16 protein-coding genes are annotated in these 19929 nt (G+C 72.2%); 6 read left to right on the top strand and 10 right to left on the bottom strand.

What is annotated here, in order from left to right; all coding sequences use genetic code 11:
• Positions 1-13 precede the first annotated feature (13 nt).
• Entirely contained in the window at positions 14-1036 is a 1023-nt protein-coding gene (locus tag OG245_RS33335) for an ABC transporter substrate-binding protein (RefSeq protein WP_371627057.1), read from the bottom strand.
• 382 nt (positions 1037-1418) lie between these two features.
• The gene (locus tag OG245_RS33330) at positions 1419-1535 is read right to left on the bottom strand and encodes a putative leader peptide (RefSeq protein WP_371627056.1); all 117 of its coding nucleotides are present in this window, start codon (positions 1533-1535) and stop codon (positions 1419-1421) included.
• 202 nt (positions 1536-1737) lie between these two features.
• Between OG245_RS33330 and OG245_RS33325 the strand changes: the two genes are divergently transcribed.
• Positions 1738-2523: an IclR family transcriptional regulator gene (locus tag OG245_RS33325; RefSeq protein ID WP_371627055.1), complete on the top strand. Its 786-nt coding sequence runs from the start codon at positions 1738-1740 to the stop codon at positions 2521-2523.
• A 183-nt stretch (positions 2524-2706) separates the two neighbouring features.
• A complete protein-coding gene (locus OG245_RS33320; protein ID WP_371627054.1) occupies positions 2707-4935 on the top strand; it encodes a DEAD/DEAH box helicase in 2229 nt (742 codons plus the stop codon).
• A gap of 74 nt (positions 4936-5009) precedes the next feature.
• On the opposite strand, the gene OG245_RS33315 is transcribed toward OG245_RS33320, so the two are convergent.
• Positions 5010-6083 carry a multicopper oxidase domain-containing protein gene (locus OG245_RS33315; protein ID WP_371627053.1) on the bottom strand — a complete coding sequence of 358 codons (1074 nt, stop codon included), beginning with the start codon at positions 6081-6083 and terminating at the stop codon, positions 5010-5012.
• Positions 6084-6355: 272 nt separating this feature from the next.
• On the opposite strand from OG245_RS33315, the gene OG245_RS33310 reads away from it, so the two are divergent.
• On the top strand, positions 6356-8860 hold the full coding sequence (locus OG245_RS33310) for a ThuA domain-containing protein (RefSeq protein ID WP_371627052.1): 2505 nt from the start codon (positions 6356-6358) through the stop codon (positions 8858-8860).
• 50 nt (positions 8861-8910) lie between these two features.
• Positions 8911-11094, top strand: coding sequence for an OmpL47-type beta-barrel domain-containing protein (locus OG245_RS33305; RefSeq protein WP_371628057.1), 2184 nt, complete (start codon positions 8911-8913; stop codon positions 11092-11094).
• A 15-nt stretch (positions 11095-11109) separates the two neighbouring features.
• On the opposite strand, the gene OG245_RS33300 is transcribed toward OG245_RS33305, so the two are convergent.
• Both OG245_RS33300 and ligD read right to left on the bottom strand, forming a co-directional pair.
• Positions 11110-12177: an ABC transporter permease gene (locus OG245_RS33300; protein WP_371627051.1), complete on the bottom strand. Its 1068-nt coding sequence runs from the start codon at positions 12175-12177 to the stop codon at positions 11110-11112.
• Positions 12174-13217 carry a non-homologous end-joining DNA ligase gene (ligD, locus tag OG245_RS33295; protein WP_371627050.1) on the bottom strand — a complete coding sequence of 348 codons (1044 nt, stop codon included), beginning with the start codon at positions 13215-13217 and terminating at the stop codon, positions 12174-12176. The genes OG245_RS33300 and ligD overlap by 4 nt, the downstream gene beginning before the upstream one ends.
• A 76-nt stretch (positions 13218-13293) precedes the next feature.
• On the opposite strand from ligD, the gene OG245_RS33290 reads away from it, so the two are divergent.
• Positions 13294-14355 (top strand): ATP-dependent DNA ligase, encoded by a 1062-nt coding sequence (locus OG245_RS33290; protein ID WP_371627049.1) that lies wholly within the window; start codon positions 13294-13296, stop codon positions 14353-14355.
• 134 nt (positions 14356-14489) lie between these two features.
• The gene (gene ppk2 / locus OG245_RS33285; RefSeq protein ID WP_371627048.1) at positions 14490-15458 is read left to right on the top strand and encodes a polyphosphate kinase 2; all 969 of its coding nucleotides are present in this window, start codon (positions 14490-14492) and stop codon (positions 15456-15458) included.
• A 136-nt stretch (positions 15459-15594) separates the two neighbouring features.
• Here ppk2 and OG245_RS33280 read toward each other — a convergent pair whose 3' ends face one another.
• The 5 genes from OG245_RS33280 to OG245_RS33260 all read right to left on the bottom strand — a co-directional run bounded on the left by OG245_RS33280 (position 15595) and on the right by OG245_RS33260 (position 19925).
• On the bottom strand, positions 15595-16320 hold the full coding sequence (locus OG245_RS33280) for a hypothetical protein (RefSeq protein WP_371627047.1): 726 nt from the start codon (positions 16318-16320) through the stop codon (positions 15595-15597).
• 185 nt (positions 16321-16505) lie between these two features.
• Positions 16506-17780, bottom strand: coding sequence for a lytic transglycosylase domain-containing protein (locus OG245_RS33275; RefSeq protein ID WP_371627046.1), 1275 nt, complete (start codon positions 17778-17780; stop codon positions 16506-16508).
• Positions 17781-17806: 26 nt separating this feature from the next.
• Positions 17807-18586 carry a hypothetical protein gene (locus tag OG245_RS33270; RefSeq protein WP_371627045.1) on the bottom strand — a complete coding sequence of 260 codons (780 nt, stop codon included), beginning with the start codon at positions 18584-18586 and terminating at the stop codon, positions 17807-17809.
• A gap of 56 nt (positions 18587-18642) precedes the next feature.
• Positions 18643-19140, bottom strand: a complete 498-nt coding sequence (locus OG245_RS33265) for a nuclear transport factor 2 family protein (protein WP_371628056.1) — start codon at positions 19138-19140, stop codon at positions 18643-18645.
• Between the two features lie 194 nt (positions 19141-19334).
• The gene (locus OG245_RS33260) at positions 19335-19925 is read right to left on the bottom strand and encodes a hypothetical protein (RefSeq protein WP_371627044.1); all 591 of its coding nucleotides are present in this window, start codon (positions 19923-19925) and stop codon (positions 19335-19337) included.
• Positions 19926-19929: the final 4 nt, after the last annotated feature.

Below are 19929 nucleotides of genomic sequence, written 5' to 3'. Positions count from 1 at the left end.
GTGGTCCTCGGGGTCAGGGAGTGACGGGTGGCGGGAGTACGGGCGTGCCGTTCAGCGCGGCGGCGCGGCGGAGCGGTGCGGGGTCGGCCCAGGAGTCGATGTCCACGGCCTCGGGGAGGAAGCCGTGGGCGCGCAGGGCCTTCTCCTGTGCGGCGAGCAGGGCGAGGCGGCGCGGCGAGAGGTCGGGGTGGAGGGTGCGGTGGGTGCCGGGGAGGTAGGCGCCCGCGACCCCTTCGGCCCCGGCCCCGGTCTCGGCGCCGAGGATCCGGTCGACCTCGTCCGGCCGGTCGGCGGCCCAGTCGGCGGCCCTGAGCAGGACGGCCAGGAAGCGGTCGACGAGGCCGGGGTGTTCGTCCAGGAGGTCCTGGTGGACGGTGATGGGCCTGGGTGTGCCGTTGTTGATCCGGAAGGCGGGGTCGGGCAGGTCGTCGAGGTCGACGGCCACCTCCGCGCCGGCCCGGCGGGCCGCTTCGACGGCGAGGGCTCCCTTGACGTACACCGCGTCGACGTCTCCCCGGCGCAGTGCGGCCAGTTCGGCCGACCACTGCTCCCGGGAGCCGTCGGCCGGCACGTCGACCGGGACGGCGTCCGCGAGGCCGAGGCCCGCGGAGGCGAGTGCCCCCTCGAAGCCTCTCAGGGCCATGGCCCGCCAGAAGTCGATGGCGATGGGGTGGACCGGGAGGGCGATCCGCGCTCCGCGCAGCGCGGCGGCTCCGCGCAGGCCGGAACCGGGGGCGACCAGGATGCTCTGGCGCTCCTCGATCCAGGTGAGGCCGACGAGCCGGGTCCGCTCGCCGCGTGAACGCGCCCAGAGGGCGGGGACGTTGCCGCCCTCGCGGAAGAGGCCGGGCAGGGCGTGGGTGTAGTGCGCGGCCGGGTCGGCGTCGGGTTCGGCGTCCTGGAGGGAGCGGACCGCGATGCCGTCCCGGGCGAACTCGTCGGTGAGCCACCGCCGGTCGGCGGCGATGCCGGTGGCCGTGGGCACGGGACAACGGGTGAACCAGAGGGTGCGGGGCAGGACGGCGGCATGCGTCATGGAGGTGTCTTCCCGGGAGGTTCGGCTGAGCGGGCGGTCGGGCGGAGGCCGGTGAACGGCGAGGGGTGAGGCGTGAGGCGTGAGGGATGAAGGGGGAGATGCGGTGCGCTGCTGCCGCGTACGCCCCGTTCGGCCCCGGTGACTCCGCTCACTCCGGTACGCCCGTGGAAGCGGGACGCGGAGGGCGGGACACGGGGTGGTGCGCGGCGAGGGGACGGTACGCACGGACACAGGGGGCGGAGCGTGCCGCGGATCGGCCGGGGTTACCGGAACGTGGAACGGGACCGGGACCGGGACCGGAACGTCGGTCCGAACCGGACCCGGGGTGTCGGACGGGGCCGGGCCGGAGGCCGGGGGCGCTGCGTGCGGTGTGCGGTGACGGTCAGCGACAGGCGGCGCTGGAGACGCGGGCCAGGTCTATGTGGCGGCGCGCGGTGAGAGCGAGCGGCACCGGGACGCCGGGGGCGGAGGCTGACGGCACGACGGTGCGTCCGAACATGGTCCACGGCTCCTTTCCGCTCGTCGGTGGGGATGGCCGAAGCCTGCCACGGATCCGGACGGGCCGACAACTCGCTTCCCATGATATGGGATTCCATGTGAACAGCGTGTTTCCCATGAGGGATGAGGCTCATCACCGCTCCCGTAATGTGGCAACGATGGAGCGCCCCTCACGTCACGTCACGAGCGGAGAGTGAACCGATATGACCGAGACCGCGGCAGCACGCGCCCCGGGCGGCGCCCAGGCGGTCCGGAGGGCCCTCGACGTCCTGCACTGTTTCCACGACAACGGCCCCGACCTCAGCGCGTCCGACCTGGCCCGCCGCCTCGGGCTGCCGGTGTCCACCGCCCACCGGCTCGCCCGGACCCTGCTCGCCGCCGGCTTCCTGGAGCAGGACCCGCGCACGTCGCGCTACCGCCTCGGCCCCGCCGTGACCGAGCTGGGCCGGCTGTCGTACCACCAGCGCGGGCTGCATCTGGCCGCGCCGGAGCTGGCCGACCTGGCGGAGCGGACCGGCGCGACGGCGGACCTCGCGCTGCGCGGCGGTCCGCACGCGGTGATCGTGGCCGGCGGCTCCGTCACCCCGAAGGTGGGGCTGCGCAGGCCGCTGCACTCCACGGCGCTGGGCAAGGTGCTGCTGGCCTGGGCCCGACCGGGCGAGGGCGGCCCCGGCTCGCTGCCGCCCCTGCCCGCCTTCACCGAGCGCACCATCGTCGATCCCGTGGCTCTGGAGCGGGAGTTGGCGCGCGTGCGGGCCGACGCGTACGCCCTGAACGACGGTGAGTCGGCGCTCGGGGTGCGGACCCTGGCGGTGCCGGTGCTCGACGGTGCGGGGCACGCCCGCTTCGCCCTCGCCGTACGGGCCACACCGGAGGTGATCACCCCCGAGCGCACCGAGTGGCTGCTGGCCGAGGCCCGCTCCTGCGCCCGCGCCCTGGAGGTGCTGCTGCTCTCCCCCGCCGAACGCCGCCCGCCCGCCGGACCGTAGCGCCGCCTGCCGCCCGCCGCCCGACGTTCCGCGCGGCCGTCACGGCGGGGCTCGGCGGAGCGGGACCGGAGCCTGTCGGCGGGGCGTGGCACGATGGCGGGAAAGCCTGGCGGAGCGGGTCCCGGGGCGATGAGACACCGGTCCCGGAGCGGTGAGGCACCCTCCGGGAGCAGAAGGACGCACATGAAGCAGAGCGGGGCGGCGGGCGGCACGGCCCTCGGGGCATTCGCCCACGGGGCCACCGCGAGCCCGGTGCCGACGGGCGGCGCGGTCCGGGAGCTGCTCGCGCGGGCGGAGCGGCTCCTGGAGAGCGCCCGCGCCGTGCCGGCGGACCGGAAGAACGCCGTGGACGCCGTGCGTGCCGTGCTCGATCCGCTGCTCGACTCCCTGGTGGACCGGGAGCTGGCCGCCATCCCCGTCTCCCGGCTCAAGGACGTCACCGAGGGGCGGCTGCGTCTCGGGGCGCTGGAACAGGCCGGGTTCGGCACGGTCGGGCAGGTCCACGGCACGAACCGCTACCAGCTCCGGCAGCTCCCCGGCGTCGGCGCGCACACCGCCGACCAGGCGCTGGCCGCCGCCGCGCAGATCGCCCACGCCGTGCGGGACACCGTCTCGGTGCGGATCGACGTGGACGCCCCGGACGACGCCACCACCGCGCTGGTCGTCGCCCTGCACCGGCTGGCCGAGGCGGGGGTGGACGCGCGGCGGGCGGTGGACGCGGCCCGCAGGCTCGCCGAGCGGCTCGGCCCCCCGGTGGCGGCGGCCGCACCGGCCGGGAGCCGGCTGCGCATGCTGTTCACGGGCCGGGAGGCGCGGGCGCGGGCCCGCGAGGCCGTCGGCTCGGTGCACGCGGCCGTGGCGGACGCCGTGGAGCGGGAGCTGCCGGTGCTCTTCGCGCAGGCGTCGGCCGACCTGCTGCGGTCACCGGCGTCGCCCGCCGCGGCCTGGGTGGACTTCGAGCTGCGGTCCGCCGAGTACTACAGCCTGCTCGCCGAGCTGTCCGGCACGGGCCCGGACCGGGACGCCGCCGAGGGGTTCCTGCCCGCCGGGATCGCGGACCGGGTACGCGCGCTCCGTCTGGACGACACGCACCTGCGGGTGTCCCTGCGCGGCTACCAGGCGTTCGGGGCGCGCTTCGCGCTGGCGCAGAAGCGGGTCGTCATCGGGGACGAGATGGGGCTCGGCAAGACCGTGCAGGCCATCGCGGCGCTCGCCCATCTCGCCGCCCACGGCGAGAGCCACTTCCTCGTGGTCTGCCCGGCGAGCGTGCTGATCAACTGGACCCGGGAGATCCGGGCGCGTTCCACCCTGCGCGCCGTGCCGGTGCACGGTGCGGAGCGGAGCGAGGCGTTCGCGGACTGGCGGGAGAACGGCGGGGTGGCGGTGACCACGTTCGACGCGCTGCACCTGCTCCCCGGGGCGGCGGCCCCGGTGCGGCCCGGGATGCTCGTCGTGGACGAGGCCCACTTCGTGAAGAACCCCGCGGCCCGCCGGTCGCGGGCGGTAGCCGGCTGGGCGGAGCACGTGGAGCGGGTGCTGTTCCTGACGGGCACCCCGATGGAGAACCGGGTCGAGGAGTTCCGCAGCCTGGTGCGCCAACTGCGCCCCGAACTCGCGCCGTCGGTCAGCGGCACGCACGGCGCCGCCGGTTCGCGGGCCTTCCGCCGGGCCGTGGCGCCCGCCTATCTGCGTCGCAACCAGGTCGACGTGCTGGCCGAACTCCCGGCGCTGGTGCAGGTGGACGAGTGGGAGGAGTTCGGCTGCGAGGACCGGGCCGCCTACCGGGAGGCGGTCGCCTCCGGGCGGTTCATGCGGATGCGCCGCGCCGCCTACGCCGCGCCCGGGTCCTCCGCCAAGCTGGGGCGGTTGCGCGAACTGGTCGACGAGGCGCGGGAGACCGGCCTGAAGGTGGTCGTCTTCTCCTACTTCCGCGAGGTCCTCGCGACGGTCGGCGAAGCCCTGGGCCCGGACGCCTTCGGGCCGCTCTCCGGGAGCGTCCCGCCGGCCCGGCGGCAGGAGCTGGTCGACGCCTTCTCCGCCGTGGACGGGCACGCGGTGCTGCTCAGCCAGATCCAGGCCGGGGGCACCGGCCTGAACATGCAGGCCGCCTCCGTGGTCATCCTGTGCGAGCCGCAGATCAAACCCACCCTGGAGCACCAGGCGGTCGCCCGCGCGCACCGGATGGGCCAGGTGCGTCCGGTCCAGGTGCACCGGCTGCTGGCCACGGACAGCGTCGACCAGCGCCTGGTGGAGCTGCTGGCCCGCAAGGACCGGCTCTTCGACGCGTACGCCCGGCGCAGCGACCTCGCGGAGACCACCCCGGACGCGGTGGACGTCTCCGACGCCGAACTGGCCCGGCGCATCGTCGAGGAGGAGCAGCGGCGACTCGCGGACGACGCCCGCCGCCCGTGACCGCGCCCGCCCGCCGCCCGTGACCGGGCCCGCCCCCTCCGCGGGCCCCGTGACGGACGGAGGAACGGACGGGGTCAGTGCTGGTGCTCCCCGGCGCTCTTCGCAGCGTCCTTGTCGGCACCCCTGCCGGCGTCCTTGCCGGCGCCCTTGCCGGCGTCCTTCGTCCCGGCCTTCTTCTCCGCGCCGCCCGCCACGTGGTGGGGTTCGTAGCCCGGAATGGTGCCGTCCGCCTTCTTGACCAGCAGGAGCCCGGCCATCCCCATGTCGGAGTGGCTCTGGACGTGACAGTGGTACATCCACGCGCCCGCGCCCACGCGTTCGCCCGCGATGATCTGGAGGCCGAAGGAGTCCGCGGGGCCGCAGATCTTGTTGTCGACGACCCGGCTCGGGTCGTCGGGGCCGGTGAGGATGCCGGTCCGGTTGTCCGCCCAGCGGTGACCGTGGATATGGAAGGTGTGGTAGTACTCACCGTGCGTGATCATCACGAATTCGAGCCGGTCACCCACCGTGGCCTCGAAGTTGACGCTGTTGTGGGCCGTCTTGTTGTTGATCATCATGTCGTTGAAGACGACCGTGCAGGTCTGGTCGGGCAGGATGTCGCCCTTGCGGCGCACGACGACCGGCCCGTACAGCCCCTTGCGGATGCCGCCGGTGCCGTGGTCCGTGCCGACGACGTGGTCGTGGTAGTGCCAGTAGCCGGCGCTGCCCGGCTCGTAGGTGCCGTCCTTGCGGCGGCCCGGGGCGTGGGTGCGCCAGGTGTACGTACGGGTGCCGCCGGGCTCGACGTGGCTCTTGTTCATCCGGGTGCCGTCGTTGGCGATGTCGTAGTCGACGCCGTGGACGTGGAGGCTGGCGTCGACGTCGGTGAGGTTCTCGAACTCGATGTGGACCGTGTCGCCCTCGTTCAGCTCGATGAGGGGGCCGGGGATCGAGGCCTTGCCCTTCTCGAAGCCGTAGCCCAGCTCGCCGTTCGGCAGCTTCTCGGCGTACATCTTCAGGCGGCGCACCACACCGCCCGCCGGGGCCGTACGCGGCGGATTCTCGGCCGAGCTGGCCTCCACCGCCCCGAGCGACAACGATGTCACCCCGGTCGCGGCCGCGGCTGCGCCACCGACCAGCATCCGCCGGCTGAAGGTCCTTCGGTCCATGTCGAACTCCCCACTGCGATACAGAGGACTGGCGATGCCGCCGAAACGGAACGGCGCTCACGGGATCCCGGAACGGGCCACACCGTAGCCGGGGCATCCTCGTTTATCCACACCCAGGACAAAGTTCACACGATTGCTGCCATAGCTATTGGCGGACCGCGAAAAGAGGTCTAGCTTCGTGCGCTGTCGCAGTGAATCAAGAGGTACTGACGAAGAGTGAGCAAGCCACAGTCACCGAGAGGTGCAGTGACCAGAGAGGGGTGGGTGACCACATGCAGCGCGCATCACATCACCGGTCCAGATCACGACGCGGCCTCGCGGCGGCCGTGGCGGCCGGCGCACTGACCGCGTCCATGCTGGGCAGCGGCGGCCCGGCCAGCGCGGACACGTCGCCGGACCGGGCCCTGGTGGAGAAGATGGCGACAACGTTGTCCCTGCCGTCTCCGCCGGGCGCCGCGAAGCAGGTGAAGGTACTGGTCTTCCACGCGTCGGCCGCCGACGAGGCGCCGTACACGGACGCCGGGATCGCGGCGATCGAGAAGATCGGGCTGAGCGGCCCGGAGGCCGGCCGGTTCACCACCGTGGCCACGGCCGACCCGAAGGTCTTCACCAACGGCAAGCGGCTCGGCTCCTTCCACGCCGTCGTCTTCCTGACCGGCGGGGGCGACGTCCTCGACCCGGAGCAGGAAGCGGGCCTGGAGGCCTACATGGAGGCGGGCGGCGGTTTCCTCGGCATCCATGACGCGGCGCGGACCGAACCGTACTCGGACTGGTTCACCGGACTGGTCGGAGCGCGTCCCGCGGCGAACAGCCCGGCGTCCGCGCAGCGGGCGACCGTGGAGATCGGCGACCGGGTCCACCCGGCCACCAAGAACCTGCCGCTGGAGTGGAAGCGCCCCGACAAGTGGCTGAACTGGACGAAGAACCCGTCCGGCGAGGTGCACACCGTGGCGCGGGTGCGGGAGTTGACGTACAAGCCGGGCGCGAGCGCCAACGGCTGGGACCACCCGGTCTCCTGGTGTCGCGACTACGACGGCGGCCGGTCCTTCTACACAGCGATGGGCGGCACGGCGGACAGCTTCGCGGAGACCGACTTCCGCGACCATCTGCGCGGCGCGCTCGCCTGGACGAACCGGACCTCGCAGGCGGACTGCAAGGCGACGATCACCTCCAACTACACCGCCGAGCGCCTGACCCAGCCCAACCAGCCGGGCCAGAACGACCAGATCGGCGAGCCGCACGGTCTGGTGACGGCGCCGGACGGCCGCGTGTTCTACATCGGGCGCGGCGGGGCCGACAGCTCCGCACCGGTCGTCATCGACTGGAACGACCCGGACATCGGCAAGGGCAAGGGCGAGATCCACGTCTACGACCCGAAGACGAAGAAGGTCACCCTGGCGGGTGCGCTGGACGTCTTCGGCAACAAGGGCGGCGGGGACGAACTGGTCAAGGTCGAGGAGGGTTTGCTCGGCATCGAGCTGGACCCGGACTTCGCGTCCAACGGGTGGGTGTACCTGCACTACACCCCGCACGCGAAGATCGACCGCGACAAGCGCATGGCGACCCGCCAGGTCTCCCGCTTCACCTTCGACTCCGCGACCGGCAAGCTGGACCTGGCCTCGGAGAAGGTGCTGCTCGGCTGGCCGGTGCAGATCAACAGCTGCTGCCACGCGGGCGGCGGCATGGCGTGGGACTCGAAGGACAACCTGTACATCGCGACCGGTGACAACAACTCCTCCGGTTTCAGCGGTGGTTACTCCGGCAACAACCCGGAGCCGAACTACAAGGGCGTCGGCTTCGCCGACGCGCGGCGCACCGCCGGCAACACCAACAACCTCAACGGGAAGATCCTGCGGATCCACCCGGAGGACGACGGCACGTACACCCTGCCGTCCGGCAACCTCTTCACCGGGGAGGAGCCGGACGAGGGCGGCGGCAAGACCCGCGGCGAGATCTACGTGATGGGCGTGCGCAACCCGGCCCGGATCTCGATCGACGCCGCGACGGACACGCTGTACGCGGGCTGGGTCGGCCCCGACGCGGGCGCCCCGTCCACCACCTGGGGTCCGGCGAAGTACGACACGTTCGCCGCGATCACCAAGGCGGGCAACCACGGCTGGCCGTACTGCATGGGCAACAACCAGCCCTACCGGGACCGTAATCTGCCCGACCCGAGCAAGCCGCTGGGCTGGTACGACTGCGACGCGCCGAAGAACGAGTCGCCGCACAACGACGGCCTGGTCAAGATCCCGCCGGTGACCCCGAACACCATCTGGTACTCCCCGCAGGGCGGCGGGGTCGACTACCCGCGCGACGAGAACGGCGTACCGAGCTACAAGGCGGAGGAGGGCAAGCAACTGCTCCCCTGGCTCAAGGGCGGCGGGCAGGCCACGATGAACGGCCCGCTCTACCGCTACGACGCGCAGAGCGGGTCCACCGCCAAGTGGCCCGCCTACTGGGACGGCAAGTGGTTCGTCGGCGACTTCTACGACGACACCCAGCCCCGGCACGCCGTGCTCACCGACCCGAAGACGGTCGGCAAGGGCGGACTGCCCACGCACGCCGAGTCGTTGAAGAAGATCATCCCGGTCGGGGCGGACGGCATCCGCAACCTGATGGACTGGAAGTTCGCGCCGGACGGCTCGCTGTACGTCCTGGACTACGGGCGCGGCTTCTTCACCTCCGACCCCAAGTCCGCGCTGTGGCGCGTGGCGTACAAGGGCGGCGCCGCGACCCCGGCCGCCAAGGATCTCGTCGGAAAGGCGGCAGCGAAGTGAGACCTCGACCGCACCTCGCACGCGGACGGCACCGTCCGCCGAGCTTCTGGGTGGCCCTGCTGGCCTCCCTCCTGATGGTCCTCGGACTGACCTCGACGGCCGCGTACGGCAAGGGGGACGACGCTCCCCGGGCGGCCGCCGCCGACCAGGTGCTGACCTGGACCGCGGGCGACCCGATCGACCGCTATCTGTCCGCGCCGAAGACGGCGGTGGCCGGCAAGGCGACCATCGTCTTCGAGAACAGCACGGCCACCGGGAACACGACGAGCATGCCGCACACGCTGACGTTCAGCGTGTCGGACCCGGAGTTCAACAACGACGTCCAGCTGAACATCCTGGCCAACCCGGGCGACGCCGAGGGCGGCAAGCACAGCGTGGAGGTCACGCTGTCGCCCGGCCGGTACTTCTACCACTGCACGATCCCCGGCCACGGCATGATGCAGGGCATCCTGACCGTCACCGAGGGCAGCGGCGAGGACACCGAGGCCCCCGCGACCTCGGCGAAGGTCGACGGCGACCAGAACGGTGACGGCGCGTACATCGGCCAGGCCACGGTGGGCATCGAGGCCACCGACGCGGGCTCCGGCGTCGACACCGTCGAGTTCGCCCTCGGGGCGGACGGCGAGTGGCAGCCCTACACCGCGCCCGTCGTGGTGAACGAGGTCGGCGACCACACGGTCCGCTACCGGGCCACCGACAAGGCGGGCAACGTGGCGGCGGAGAAGTCCGTCGACTTCGCGGTCGCCGCGCCGCCGACCGACGACGAGACGCCGCCGGAGACCTCGGCGACCGTCTCGGGCGAGAAGGACGACGCGGGCGCGTACCTGGGGATGGCCACGGTCACCGTGACCGCGTCCGACACCGGGTCCGGCGTCAACACCATCGAGTACGCGCTCGGCGCGGCCGGTGAGTGGAAGCCGTACACCGCACCGGTGATGGTCCACGAGGTGGGCGAGCACCAGGTCCGCTACCGGGCCACCGACCGGTCGGGCAACGTGGCGGACGAGAAGGCCGTCGACTTCACCGTGGTCGAGCCGCCGTCGCAGGACCGGACGGCTCCGGAGACCTCGGTGAAGGTCGAGGGCGACAAGAACAGCGACGGCGCGTTCATCACCAGCGCCAAGGCCACCGTCTCGGCGACCGACGACGACTCGGGCGTGGACAAGGTCGAGTACAGCCTCGACGGCGGTCCCTACCTCGCGTACACCACCCCGGTGATCGTCGACCGGGTCGGCCACCACTCCATCGCCCACCGGGCGACCGACAAGGCGGGCAACACCTCCGAGGCGAAGAAGGTGTCGTTCACCATCGCCCAGGGCGGCGGGGTCCCCGCGCCGAACTGCGCGGAGTTCGACGAGCGGCACACCGTCTTCGTCGGCACGGTCGACACGGGCGTGCCGAACCGGATCACCCGCAACCGCTGCACGATCAACGAGCTGATCGAGGACGAGAAGGACTGGTCCTCCCACGCGCTGTTCCTCAAGCACGTGACGAAGGTGCTCGACCAGCTGAAGGCCGACGGCGTCATCGACCAGCGCGAGCGCCGGGCGATCAACCAGGCCGCCAAGCAGTCGGGCATCGGGAAGCCGGGCCAGTCCGAGGGCTACACCAAGCTCTTCGACGGCACGGCGGCCTCGCTCGCCAAGTGGAGCCACGTGGGCGGCGGCAAGTTCGAGCTGAACGAGGAGGAGGGCTCCATCACCAGCTCCACCACGGTGGGCGGGATGGGCATGCTGTGGCTGCCGAACCGGGCCTACGGCGACTACTCGCTCAAGCTCCAGTGGCGGGACGACGCCCCCGGCGGCGGCAACGCCAACGGCGGGGTCTTCGTCCGCTTCCCGAAGGTCCACGACCACCCGGAGGAGTCGCGTCCGGAGTGGGTCGCCATCAAGTACGGCCATGAGATCCAGATCAACGACCGGCCGGACGGCGACATGTACAAGACCGGCTCCGTGTACGGCTTCGACCGGGTGGGGCTCGGCGGCGCCGGGGTCACCCCGAAGGGCACCTGGAACGACTACGAGATCAAGGTGGTGGACCAGCACTACGAGATCTACCGCAACGGTGTCCTGATCAACGAGTTCGACAACACCGGCGGTCAGCTCTTCGAGCCGCCGCGGGGCGACGACCCGGGCACCGACGGCCGGCGGTTCGCCTCCGGTTACATCGGGCTCCAGGTGCACGGCGTCACCGACGTCATCTCGTACCGCGACATCCGGATCAAGGAGCTGTAACCCGCTCCAACGGTCTCAGGTGGCCGCGTCCGCGTGCTCCGGCGTGCGGGCGCGGCCACCGGGGTGTCGGTGGCGCCACACCCAGAACACCGTGCAGGAGACCAGCGCCCAGCCGGCGAGGACCAGGTACGGGAAGACGAACTGGTGGCCCTGGTAGTAGACGGCGGTGTGCTGGGCGTTGACGGAGGCGCCCGGCGGCAGCCAGCGGCCGATGTGCCCGAGCGCCGAGGGCAGCAGCGGCCAGGACACCGCGCCGCCGGAGGACGGGTTGCCGAGCAGCACCATGACGCCCCAGGTGGGGATCATCGCCCAGCGGCCCATCAACGTGTTGAACATGGTGAAGACCATGCCGGAGGTGAACATCGTGAACGCCAGGATCAGCCAGGACTGGACGAACGGCAGGTCCACCGCCCCGAGCCACCAGTCCACGGCCGCCGCGATGGCGAACCCGCCGAGCAGGGCGTAGGCGACGGTGAAGGCGATGCGTTCGGCCGGGTTCAGCCCGTGGGCGTGCACGCTGAGCTGGATCGCGCCGAGGAAGCCCATGATCACGGCGGCCAGCGAGATGTAGAAGAGGGCGAGCCCGCGCGGGTCGCCCCGCTGGAGCGGCTTGATGTCCCGGACCGTGACCTCGACCCCGGTGGCCTCGCCCACCTCCAGGCCCGCCTTGCCGAGCAGCTCGGCCACGGAGGCTCCGGAGGCTCCGGCGACGTCGAGGGCCACTCCCCCGTCGGACGCGCGCACGATCGCGAAGACCTTCTGCTCGTCCATGGCGCGGCGGGCCTCGGCGACGTCGGGATAGTCGCGCAGTTCGAGCGAGGCGTCCAGGGCCTTCTCCATGCCGGCGACGAACGCCGCGCCGCGCGCCGGCTCCGGTCGGGTGACCAGGGCCGCGGGGATGCGGTGCGGAGTGGGGTCGGCCATCGCGTACGTGTAGGAGCCGGCGAAGAGACCGGCCGCGGCGGCGACGATCAGGACGAGGACGGTCGCGGGGAGGAACGGGCTGTGCTTGTACGCCTCCCAGCGCTCGCGGAGGGTCGGGGTCCGCCCGTGCGCGCCGCGCCGGTCACCGCTCCCGCTCACGCCGTCCCGCCGCCGCCGTCGCTGCCGTCGCCGTCTTCGTGGCGGGCCCGGCTGGGCTGGACGCGCTTGGGTTCGCCGGGCATCTTCGGATACTCCGGCGGATAGGGCATGTCGCCGAGCCCGCGCTCCTTCTCGTCCCGGTCGGCCAGCTCCAGCAGGGCGTCGAGCCGGAACGCCTCCTGGTCCATGTCGGCGTGGACGTCGCCGAGTTCGGCGTAGCGCGCCGGGAGCGTGACGATGTCGAAGTCGCGCGGTTCGGCGTCGTCGACCTCCTCCCAGCGCAGCGGTGCGGAGACCGGGGCGTGCGGGAAGGGACGTACGGAGTAGGCGGAGGCGATGGTGCGGTCGCGGGCGGTCTGGTTGAAGTCGACGAAGATCCGCTCACCGCGCTCCTCCTTCCACCAGGCGGTCGTCACCCGATCGGGCATCCGCCGCTCCAGCTCCCGCCCTACGGCGATGGTGGCGCGCCGGACCTCGGTGAAGGTCCAGGCCGGCTCGATGGGCACGAAGACGTGGATGCCCCGGCCGCCGGAGGTCTTGGGCCAGCCGCGTACGCCGTGGTCCTCCAGGACGGAACGCAGCTCATGGGCGGCGGTGACGGCGTCCGCGTAGTCGGTGCCGGGCTGCGGGTCCAGGTCGATGCGGAGTTCGTCCGGGTGGTCGGTGTCCCCGGCGCGGACCGGCCAGGGGTGGAAGGTGAGGGTGCCGAGGTTGGCGGCCCAGATCACGGCGGCGGGCTCGGTGGGGCAGATCTCGTCGGCGGGCCGGCCGCTCGGGAAGGCGATGCGGGCGGTGGGGATCCACTCGGGAAGGTTCTTCGGGGCGCGCTTCTGGTAGAAGAAGTCGCCCTCGACCCCGTCGACGAAGCGCTGGAGCGTGGTCGGCCGGTGGTTCAGGGCCCGGGTGATCCCCGGCCCCACCGCCAGGAAGTACTCGGCCACGTCCCTCTTGGTGTAGCCCTTCTCCGGGAAGTACACCTTGTCCGGGTTGGACAGCCTCACGGCCCGTCCGCCCGCGTCCAGCTCCACCGCTGCTCCCATGACGGCCACCGTAGGCCGGTCGCACATATGCCGCACATCGGGAGACACGGGCGGGGCCGCGGTCCAGAATCGGCGCATGGACCTGCCGGTGATGCCGCCCGTGAAGCCGATGCTCGCCAAGTCGGTCGCCAAGATCCCGCCGGGCATGAGCTACGAGGCGAAGTGGGACGGCTTCCGGGCGATCGTGTACCGGGACGGCGACGAGGTGGAGATCGGCAGCCGCACGGGCAAGTCCCTGACCCGCTACTTCCCCGACCTGGTCGACGTCGTACGGGAGAACCTCCCGCCGCGCTGTGTGATCGACGGGGAGATCGTCATCGCCCACGAGGGACGGCTCGACTTCGAGCGGCTCGGCGAGCGCATCCATCCGGCGGACTCCCGGGTGCGTCTGCTCGCCGAGCAGACCCCGGCGAGCCTGATCGCCTTCGACGTCCTCGCCGTCGACGACACCTCGCTTCTCCCCACCCGGCAGGCGGACCGGCGGGACGTGCTGAGGGCCGCGCTCTCGGAAGCGTCCGCGCCCGTGTTCCTCGCCCCGGCCACCACGGACATCGAGGTCGCCCGGGAGTGGTTCGACCGGTACGAGGGGGCCGGGCTCGACGGGGTCGTGGCGAAACCGCTCGATCTCCCCTACCGGCCGGACGCCCGGGCGATGTACAAGATCAAGCACGAGCGGACCGCCGACGTCGTGGTGGCGGGCTATCGCGAGCACAAGAGCGGCCCGGTCGTCGGTTCGCTCCTGCTCGGCCTGTACGACGCCGACGGCGTGCTCCAGCACGTCGGGGTCTGCGCGGCCTTCCCGATGAAGCGGCGCGCCGAACTGGCCGAGGAACTCGCTCCGCTGCGCGTCGGGTTCGCCGAGCACCCGTGGGGCGCCTGGGCGGAGGCGGCGGCGCACGAGCGGTCCCGGCTGCCGGGGACGCAGAACCGCTGGTCGGGCAGGAAGGACCAGTCCTGGGTGCCGCTGCGCCCGGAGCGGGTGTGCGAGGTGGCCTACGACCACATGGAGGGCGACCGGTTCCGGCACACCACCCAGTTCCGTCGGTGGCGGCCGGACCGGTCCCCCGCCGGCTGTACATACGCGCAGTTGGAGGAGGTCGTCTCCTTCGACCTGTCCGAGGTGCTGTCGGGCGGCTGACCCCGGATCAGCGCGCCGGCTCGGACATGCCCGGCGGCTTCCGGGGAAGATTCCCGTGCGGGAGAGGGCTCATCCGCGGCGGGTGGGCCCTCTCCCGCCGCACCGGACCATGCGAAGCGAACGGGGACACGACCATGACCGACGACGGCCGGAACACCGAACCCGCGGAGCTGCTGAAGGGGCTGACCGTCGACGGCCGGCGCCCCGAGCAGCCCGTGCTCCTCGACGAGCAGGGCCGTCCTCTGGAGACGTGGCGGGAGAACCATCCGTACGACCGGCGGGTGCGCCGCAGGGAGTACGAACGGGAGAAACGATTCCTCCAGATCGAGCTCCTGAAGCTCCAGCGGTGGGTCCGCGAGAGCGGGCAGCGGCTGGTGGTCCTGTGCGAGGGCCGCGACGCGGCGGGCAAGGGCGGAACGATCCAGCGGTTCACCGAGCGGCTCAATCCGCGTGGGGCGCGCGTGGTCGCCCTGGAGAAGCCCACCGAGCGGGAGAGCGGGCAGTGGTACTTCCAGCGGTATGTGGCGCATCTTCCGACCGCCGGCGAGATCGTCTTCTTCGACCGCTCCTGGTACAACCGGGCCGGGGTGGAGCGCGTGATGGACTTCTGCACACCGGAGCAGTACGAGCACTTCCTGAAGCAGGCCCCGCAGTTCGAGCGGATGCTGGTCGATGACGGCGTCCTGCTGGTGAAGTTCTGGTTCTCGGTCTCCCGCGGTGAGCAGCGGACCCGCTTCGCGATCCGGCAGGTCGACCCGGTACGCCAGTGGAAGCTGTCGCCGACCGACGTGGCCTCCCTGGATCTCTGGGACGAGTACACCGCCGCGAAGGTCGAGATGTTCCGGGCCACGGACACCGCGTGCGCGCCGTGGACCGTGGTCAAGAACAACGACAAGAAGCGCGGCCGGCTGGAGGCGATGCGCAGCCTGCTGTGGCGTTTCGACTACGACAGCAAGGACGAGAAGGCCGTGGGCGCCCCGGATCCGCTCATCGTCGGTCCCGCGGACACCTTGTTGGAGCCGGGTGAGGAGCGGACGGATCTCTCACCCACCCCCCTGACCGGCGGGGCCCACGGGCCGGGCGACCATCCCGGGCGGGCGTGACCCCGGAGCGTTCCTCCCCACGGCACCGGCCCCCTCCCTCTCGGGGGAAGGGAGAGGGGTTCCGCGTGCCGGGGTCGGAAACACACCCCACGAAAGGCGTCATGCGTCACGCCTCACGCGTCATTCGCTTTCCCGGTCAGGCAGTGATCTTCTTCGGGTCGACCACGTCGGCGTCGGCCGGCGCCTGCGCGTCGACCTTCTTGTTGTAATCGCTCAGCACGATCTCACCCGGTGCGTCTCCGCCCTCGGTGACCGCTTTGAGGATAAAGGGATCGCCCTCGGTGGCGACATACATGGTGATCTTCTCACCACCCGGCTGCTTCTTCTCCAGGGCCAGTACCGACTGCCCGTCGATTTCCGAGGTGTCCCCCTTCTTCAATCCCTTCCGCTCGGACTTGTCGCTGTCCAGCGAGGCCAGGAAAGCCTGCTTGTCACACATTCCCTCGGTGCCGGACTGTCCCGGTTCGGACTTCACCCACTTGTCCTGCAACTGCTCGATCGCCCCGTCGGTACCGGGCCTGCCCTGCAGGGAGTTCTGCCAGAACTTCTTGTCACCGCGCACATAGACCTGCTGGCCGACCTGGAGGACGTCGGCCTTGGCGCCCCGGCCGGTCATCGTGCCCGTACACCGGTCCTGATCGTCGACATGGAAATCGAGACCTATCTCGTTCCCGCCCTTCTGTCGCGCGTTGCCCGTGACGCGTAGGGATTTCGCGTCGCGCGTCGCCTTCACCGCGTCCGCCGCGATCGTATCCGCGCTCTTTCCGCCGAACGCCTCGTCGCCGCTCTTCTCTCCGCCGCATCCGACGAGTGCGGTCGCCCCCAGAGAAACCGAAACCACGGCCAGGAATACCTTCTTCATCACTGTTTCCCTCCCAGAATGGTGAAGGGCCGCTGCGGGCCTTCGCCATCCCGGGTACCCGCCGTAAACGGAATCCCACCTAAGTATTTCCGGCCTCAGCATTTCCGGCCATGCGCCTATCCGGGCCCCCGGAGCGCTTGTGCCGGGCCTGGTGCGAAACGCGCCGACCGTACCGGGCTCCGGGCTCAGCCACCGGCCCCTTCGCCCGGCGCACAGGGATCGCCGGGTTCGCCCTGGCCGCCCGGCGTCTCCTCGCTCGGAGAAGGCGCCGACGGGGACGGTGACGGGGTGCCGTCGGGGCAGCCCGGGCCCGTCTCGCCGGGGTCGGGCGAGGGGGTGGGGCCGGGGTCCGTGGGGCCGGGGTCCGTCGGGTCGGGGCTGGGGCTCGGGCCCGGGTCGGTGGGGCCCGGGTCGGTCGGGTCGGGGCTCGGGCTCGGGCCGGGGTCGGTGGGGCCGGAGTCCGTCGGGTCGGGGCTCGGGCTCGGTGAACCGGGGCCCGTGGGGCGAGGGGTGGGTGTCGGAGTCGGCGGCCGGGTGGGCTGCGGGCCGACGACGACGCCTCCGTCGCCCTTGCCGGGACGTTCCGGCGCGCCGGGCCCGCCGACCGGCGCCCTGGGCGGGGTCTTCCCGCCGGGGCCCGGGCTGGCCGGGAGGACGCCCTCGCCGTCGGCGACCGCATGGCTGCCGCCGCGGTAGAACTCCAGCCAGGACAGCACGGTCCGCAGGTAGGTGTCGGACCGGTTGTAGCTGAGGATCGCCCGGTCCAGGTCGGCGCGGCGGGTCAGATCGCGGGACCCGGCACAGAGGTAGCGCCCCGCGGCGAGCGCCGCGTCGTAGATGTTGTTCGGGTCCCGGCGGCCGTCGCCGTTGCCGTCCGCACCCCAGGACGCCCAGGTCGAGGGGATGAACTGCATCGGCCCGACAGCCCGGTCGTAGGCGCGGTCGCCGTCGTACGCCCCGTCGTCGGTGTCCCGGATCAGGGCGAAGCCGTTGCCGTCGAGCGCGGGGCCGAGGATCGGGGTGAGCGTCGTCCCCCGGGCGTCGATCCGCCCGCCGGACGCCTGGCCCGACTCGACCTTGCCGATCGCCGCCAGCAGGTGCCACGGCAGCCCGCAGCCCGGGTCGCCGCGGCGCAGCGCGCTCTCGGCCGTGCGGTAGGCGGCCAGCACGGTCGCCGGAATGCCCGCCTCGGACCAGGTGCGGGCCACGAGCGGATCGGGCTTCGCCCCGGGCTTCAGAGGTGCGGGCGGCTTCGGGGACCGCAGCGGGGGCAACTCCGTGTGGTAGACGTCGTCGCCCGGCACCTCGCTCCACACGACGTCGTCCGAGGACGCCGCCTTCCCCTGCCGGGGCACGGGTGGCGTGAACCCCGGGGCCTGGGACGCGGTGAGCGCGGTCATCGCGGCGACGGCGGTGGCCGTGGTGCCGAGCCGTCGGCGCACCGTGCGGTTGAAGCTCATCTGGACTCCACTCCCCTCTCCGGGGCTCAGCGGGTGAACGTGTCGATGGCGGCGATCAGCCAGGTGTCCCCGCGGCGGACGGCGTCCACGGCGAACATGGCCGCCGCGTACGTCGTCTCCTCGTCCTTGCCGGTACGGGTGTTGCTCTGGTCGGCGAAGATCAGCAGCCGGGCGCGGTCGCCGTCGAGGAACTCGACCCCGCTCTCGGTCACGGTGGTGGTCAGGACGAGCTTCTGCTTCGGCGCCTGCTCCCGTACGTCGGCGAGCATGTCCTTGTGCTGCTGCACGGCCCGGCCGGTCAGATAGGTGCTCGCGGCGCGGTCGGACCGGGCGGGCGAGGCGTAGTCGTAACTGAACACCGCGCCGACCGCCTCGCTGATCCGGCCCTTCACCTCACTGGTCCGGCCGATGTCGGTGAGCGCCGTGTTCTGCCGGGCGGGCTCGTCGCGGAGGCTGTCGGCCGAGGCGAACGCCCAGGCGGCGAAGGCTCCGAGGAGGACGGTGAGGGCGCAGAGCACGGCGGGGAGTCCGACCCGCAGGCGGGATGCCCGGGCGCGGGGGGCGTTGGCCGGGGCGTCGGGGGCGGTGTCGGAACCCGCGTCGGACCCGGCAGTGGTCTCCGTCTCGGTGTCGGTGTCGGTGTCGGTGTCGGTGTCGAGATCGGTAGCGGTGCTCTCCGCTGCTTGCGGTGGTTCGGTGGTGGCGGTGGCCTGTTCGGGTGCCGGATCGCTCTCGGCCCCCGGCGGGCGCGGTGGCGTCGTGGCCAGCCGGCGGCGGCGGTTCACGAGGTGACGGGTCGTCGACATGAGCGGGGTCCTCTCCGGGGCGTGCGGGCGGCGGGGGCGGGCGGGCGGGGGCGAGGTCAGCCGCCCGTGCCGCCGACGGGTGCCTGGCCCAGCGCGCTGAGCTTCCACCCGTCGGCGGTGCGGGTGAGGCTCCCGAGCAACCGGCTCTCCTTCACAGCCGGTTCGCTCTTCGGCGCGGTGACGGTGACCCGGATGGCCACCATCACCCCGGCCCGGCCCGCCCGTTGGTCGAGTTCGGTCACCGCGCCGGAGAGGACCTTCGCGGTGCTCACCGTCTTGGCCGCGGCGATCTGCTCGGCGAACGCGTCACGTCCGTCGACGAGTTGGCTGTGCAGATCGCCGGTGGTGGACTGCTCCCAGCTGTCGAGCCCCTTCTCCAGGGAGCGGTGGTCCAGGGTGTTCATGTTCTGCACCGCCTGCTCGCCCGCCGCGAGTGCGTCGTCCCGCGTCCGCGCGAAGGACGCCGCGTCGTCGTGCGTGGCCTCGTAGCGCAGCCGGCCGCCCCAGCCCGCCGCCCCGGCAGCGCAGACCGCCAGGGCCAGCGCGACGATCACCAGCGGATTCCTCGCCCCCGCCCGTACCGTCCCCGCCCGTACCGTCCCCGCCGGCGCCGTGCTCTCCCGTGCCGTGTCCCGCTGTGCCGTGTCCTGCCGTTCCGTGTCCTGCTGGGCCGTCCGCTGCCGTGCCATGTGCTGCCTCTCCCCTGCCTGCCGAACCGGACCGGTGCGCCATCGCCTCCGGCCCGCCGTCATATGGAGCCGATCCCGACGATCCACCAGCGTCCGTCGCGCAGTTCGGCGGTCACCGTGAGCTGAGCGGAGGCGGTGGTGGGGGCGCGGCCCCGGCGCTCGTACACCTGGTCGAGGAAGACCAGGAGGTGGGCGCTGCCGCCGGTCAGCCGCGTCACCCCGGCCCGGACGACCTCGGTGGTGAGCGTCAGCTTCTGGTCGGCGGACTGCCGCTCGACCTGGCCGAACAGCGCCGCGTACTGCTGGAGCGCCTTGCCCGCCAGGACCTCCTTCGCCGCCGACCTGGTGACGGCGGTGGCCCCGGGACCGTACGAGAAGATCTTCCCGAGCGCGCTGCTGACGTCACCGGTGACGCGGGTGGTCGCCTCCGCGTCGGTGAGTGCCCGGTTAGCCGTGGCCGGGGTGTCGCGCAGGTGGCGTCCCTCGGCGTACAGGACGCCGCCCGTGGCGATGAGCGCGACGGCCAGAAGTGCGCCGAGGACGCGCGGCCACCGGCGGCGGGGTACGTCCGCCGCTCCGTCCGGGTCAACCGTCTCCGCTGGTCCGGCTTCCTGGTCCACGTCGGGATCGAGGACCGTGTCGCTCTGCATCGTC

It is taken from the genome of Streptomyces sp. NBC_01116, assembly GCF_041435495.1.
Classification (GTDB): domain Bacteria; phylum Actinomycetota; class Actinomycetes; order Streptomycetales; family Streptomycetaceae; genus Streptomyces.
Note: the sequence above shows the minus strand (reverse complement) of the source record. Positions and strands in the feature narration are given on the sequence as shown.

Bases quoted from the DNA above. Each gene is read 5' to 3' on its own strand.
- OG245_RS33310 (WP_371627052.1), top strand. From the start codon at position 6,356: ATGCAGCGCGCATCACATCACCGGTCCAGATCACGACGCGGCCTCGCG.
- OG245_RS33275 (WP_371627046.1), bottom strand. From the start codon at position 17,780: ATGAGCTTCAACCGCACGGTGCGCCGACGGCTCGGCACCACGGCCACC.
- OG245_RS33320 (WP_371627054.1), top strand. From the start codon at position 2,707: ATGAAGCAGAGCGGGGCGGCGGGCGGCACGGCCCTCGGGGCATTCGCC.
- OG245_RS33280 (WP_371627047.1), bottom strand. From the start codon at position 16,320: ATGAAGAAGGTATTCCTGGCCGTGGTTTCGGTTTCTCTGGGGGCGACC.
- OG245_RS33290 (WP_371627049.1), top strand. From the start codon at position 13,294: ATGGACCTGCCGGTGATGCCGCCCGTGAAGCCGATGCTCGCCAAGTCG.
- OG245_RS33260 (WP_371627044.1), bottom strand. From the start codon at position 19,925: ATGCAGAGCGACACGGTCCTCGATCCCGACGTGGACCAGGAAGCCGGA.
- OG245_RS33325 (WP_371627055.1), top strand. From the start codon at position 1,738: ATGACCGAGACCGCGGCAGCACGCGCCCCGGGCGGCGCCCAGGCGGTC.
- ligD (WP_371627050.1), bottom strand. From the start codon at position 13,217: ATGGGAGCAGCGGTGGAGCTGGACGCGGGCGGACGGGCCGTGAGGCTG.
- ppk2 (WP_371627048.1), top strand. From the start codon at position 14,490: ATGACCGACGACGGCCGGAACACCGAACCCGCGGAGCTGCTGAAGGGG.
- OG245_RS33315 (WP_371627053.1), bottom strand. From the start codon at position 6,083: ATGGACCGAAGGACCTTCAGCCGGCGGATGCTGGTCGGTGGCGCAGCC.
- OG245_RS33330 (WP_371627056.1), bottom strand. From the start codon at position 1,535: ATGTTCGGACGCACCGTCGTGCCGTCAGCCTCCGCCCCCGGCGTCCCG.
- OG245_RS33335 (WP_371627057.1), bottom strand. From the start codon at position 1,036: ATGACGCATGCCGCCGTCCTGCCCCGCACCCTCTGGTTCACCCGTTGT.
- OG245_RS33270 (WP_371627045.1), bottom strand. From the start codon at position 18,586: ATGTCGACGACCCGTCACCTCGTGAACCGCCGCCGCCGGCTGGCCACG.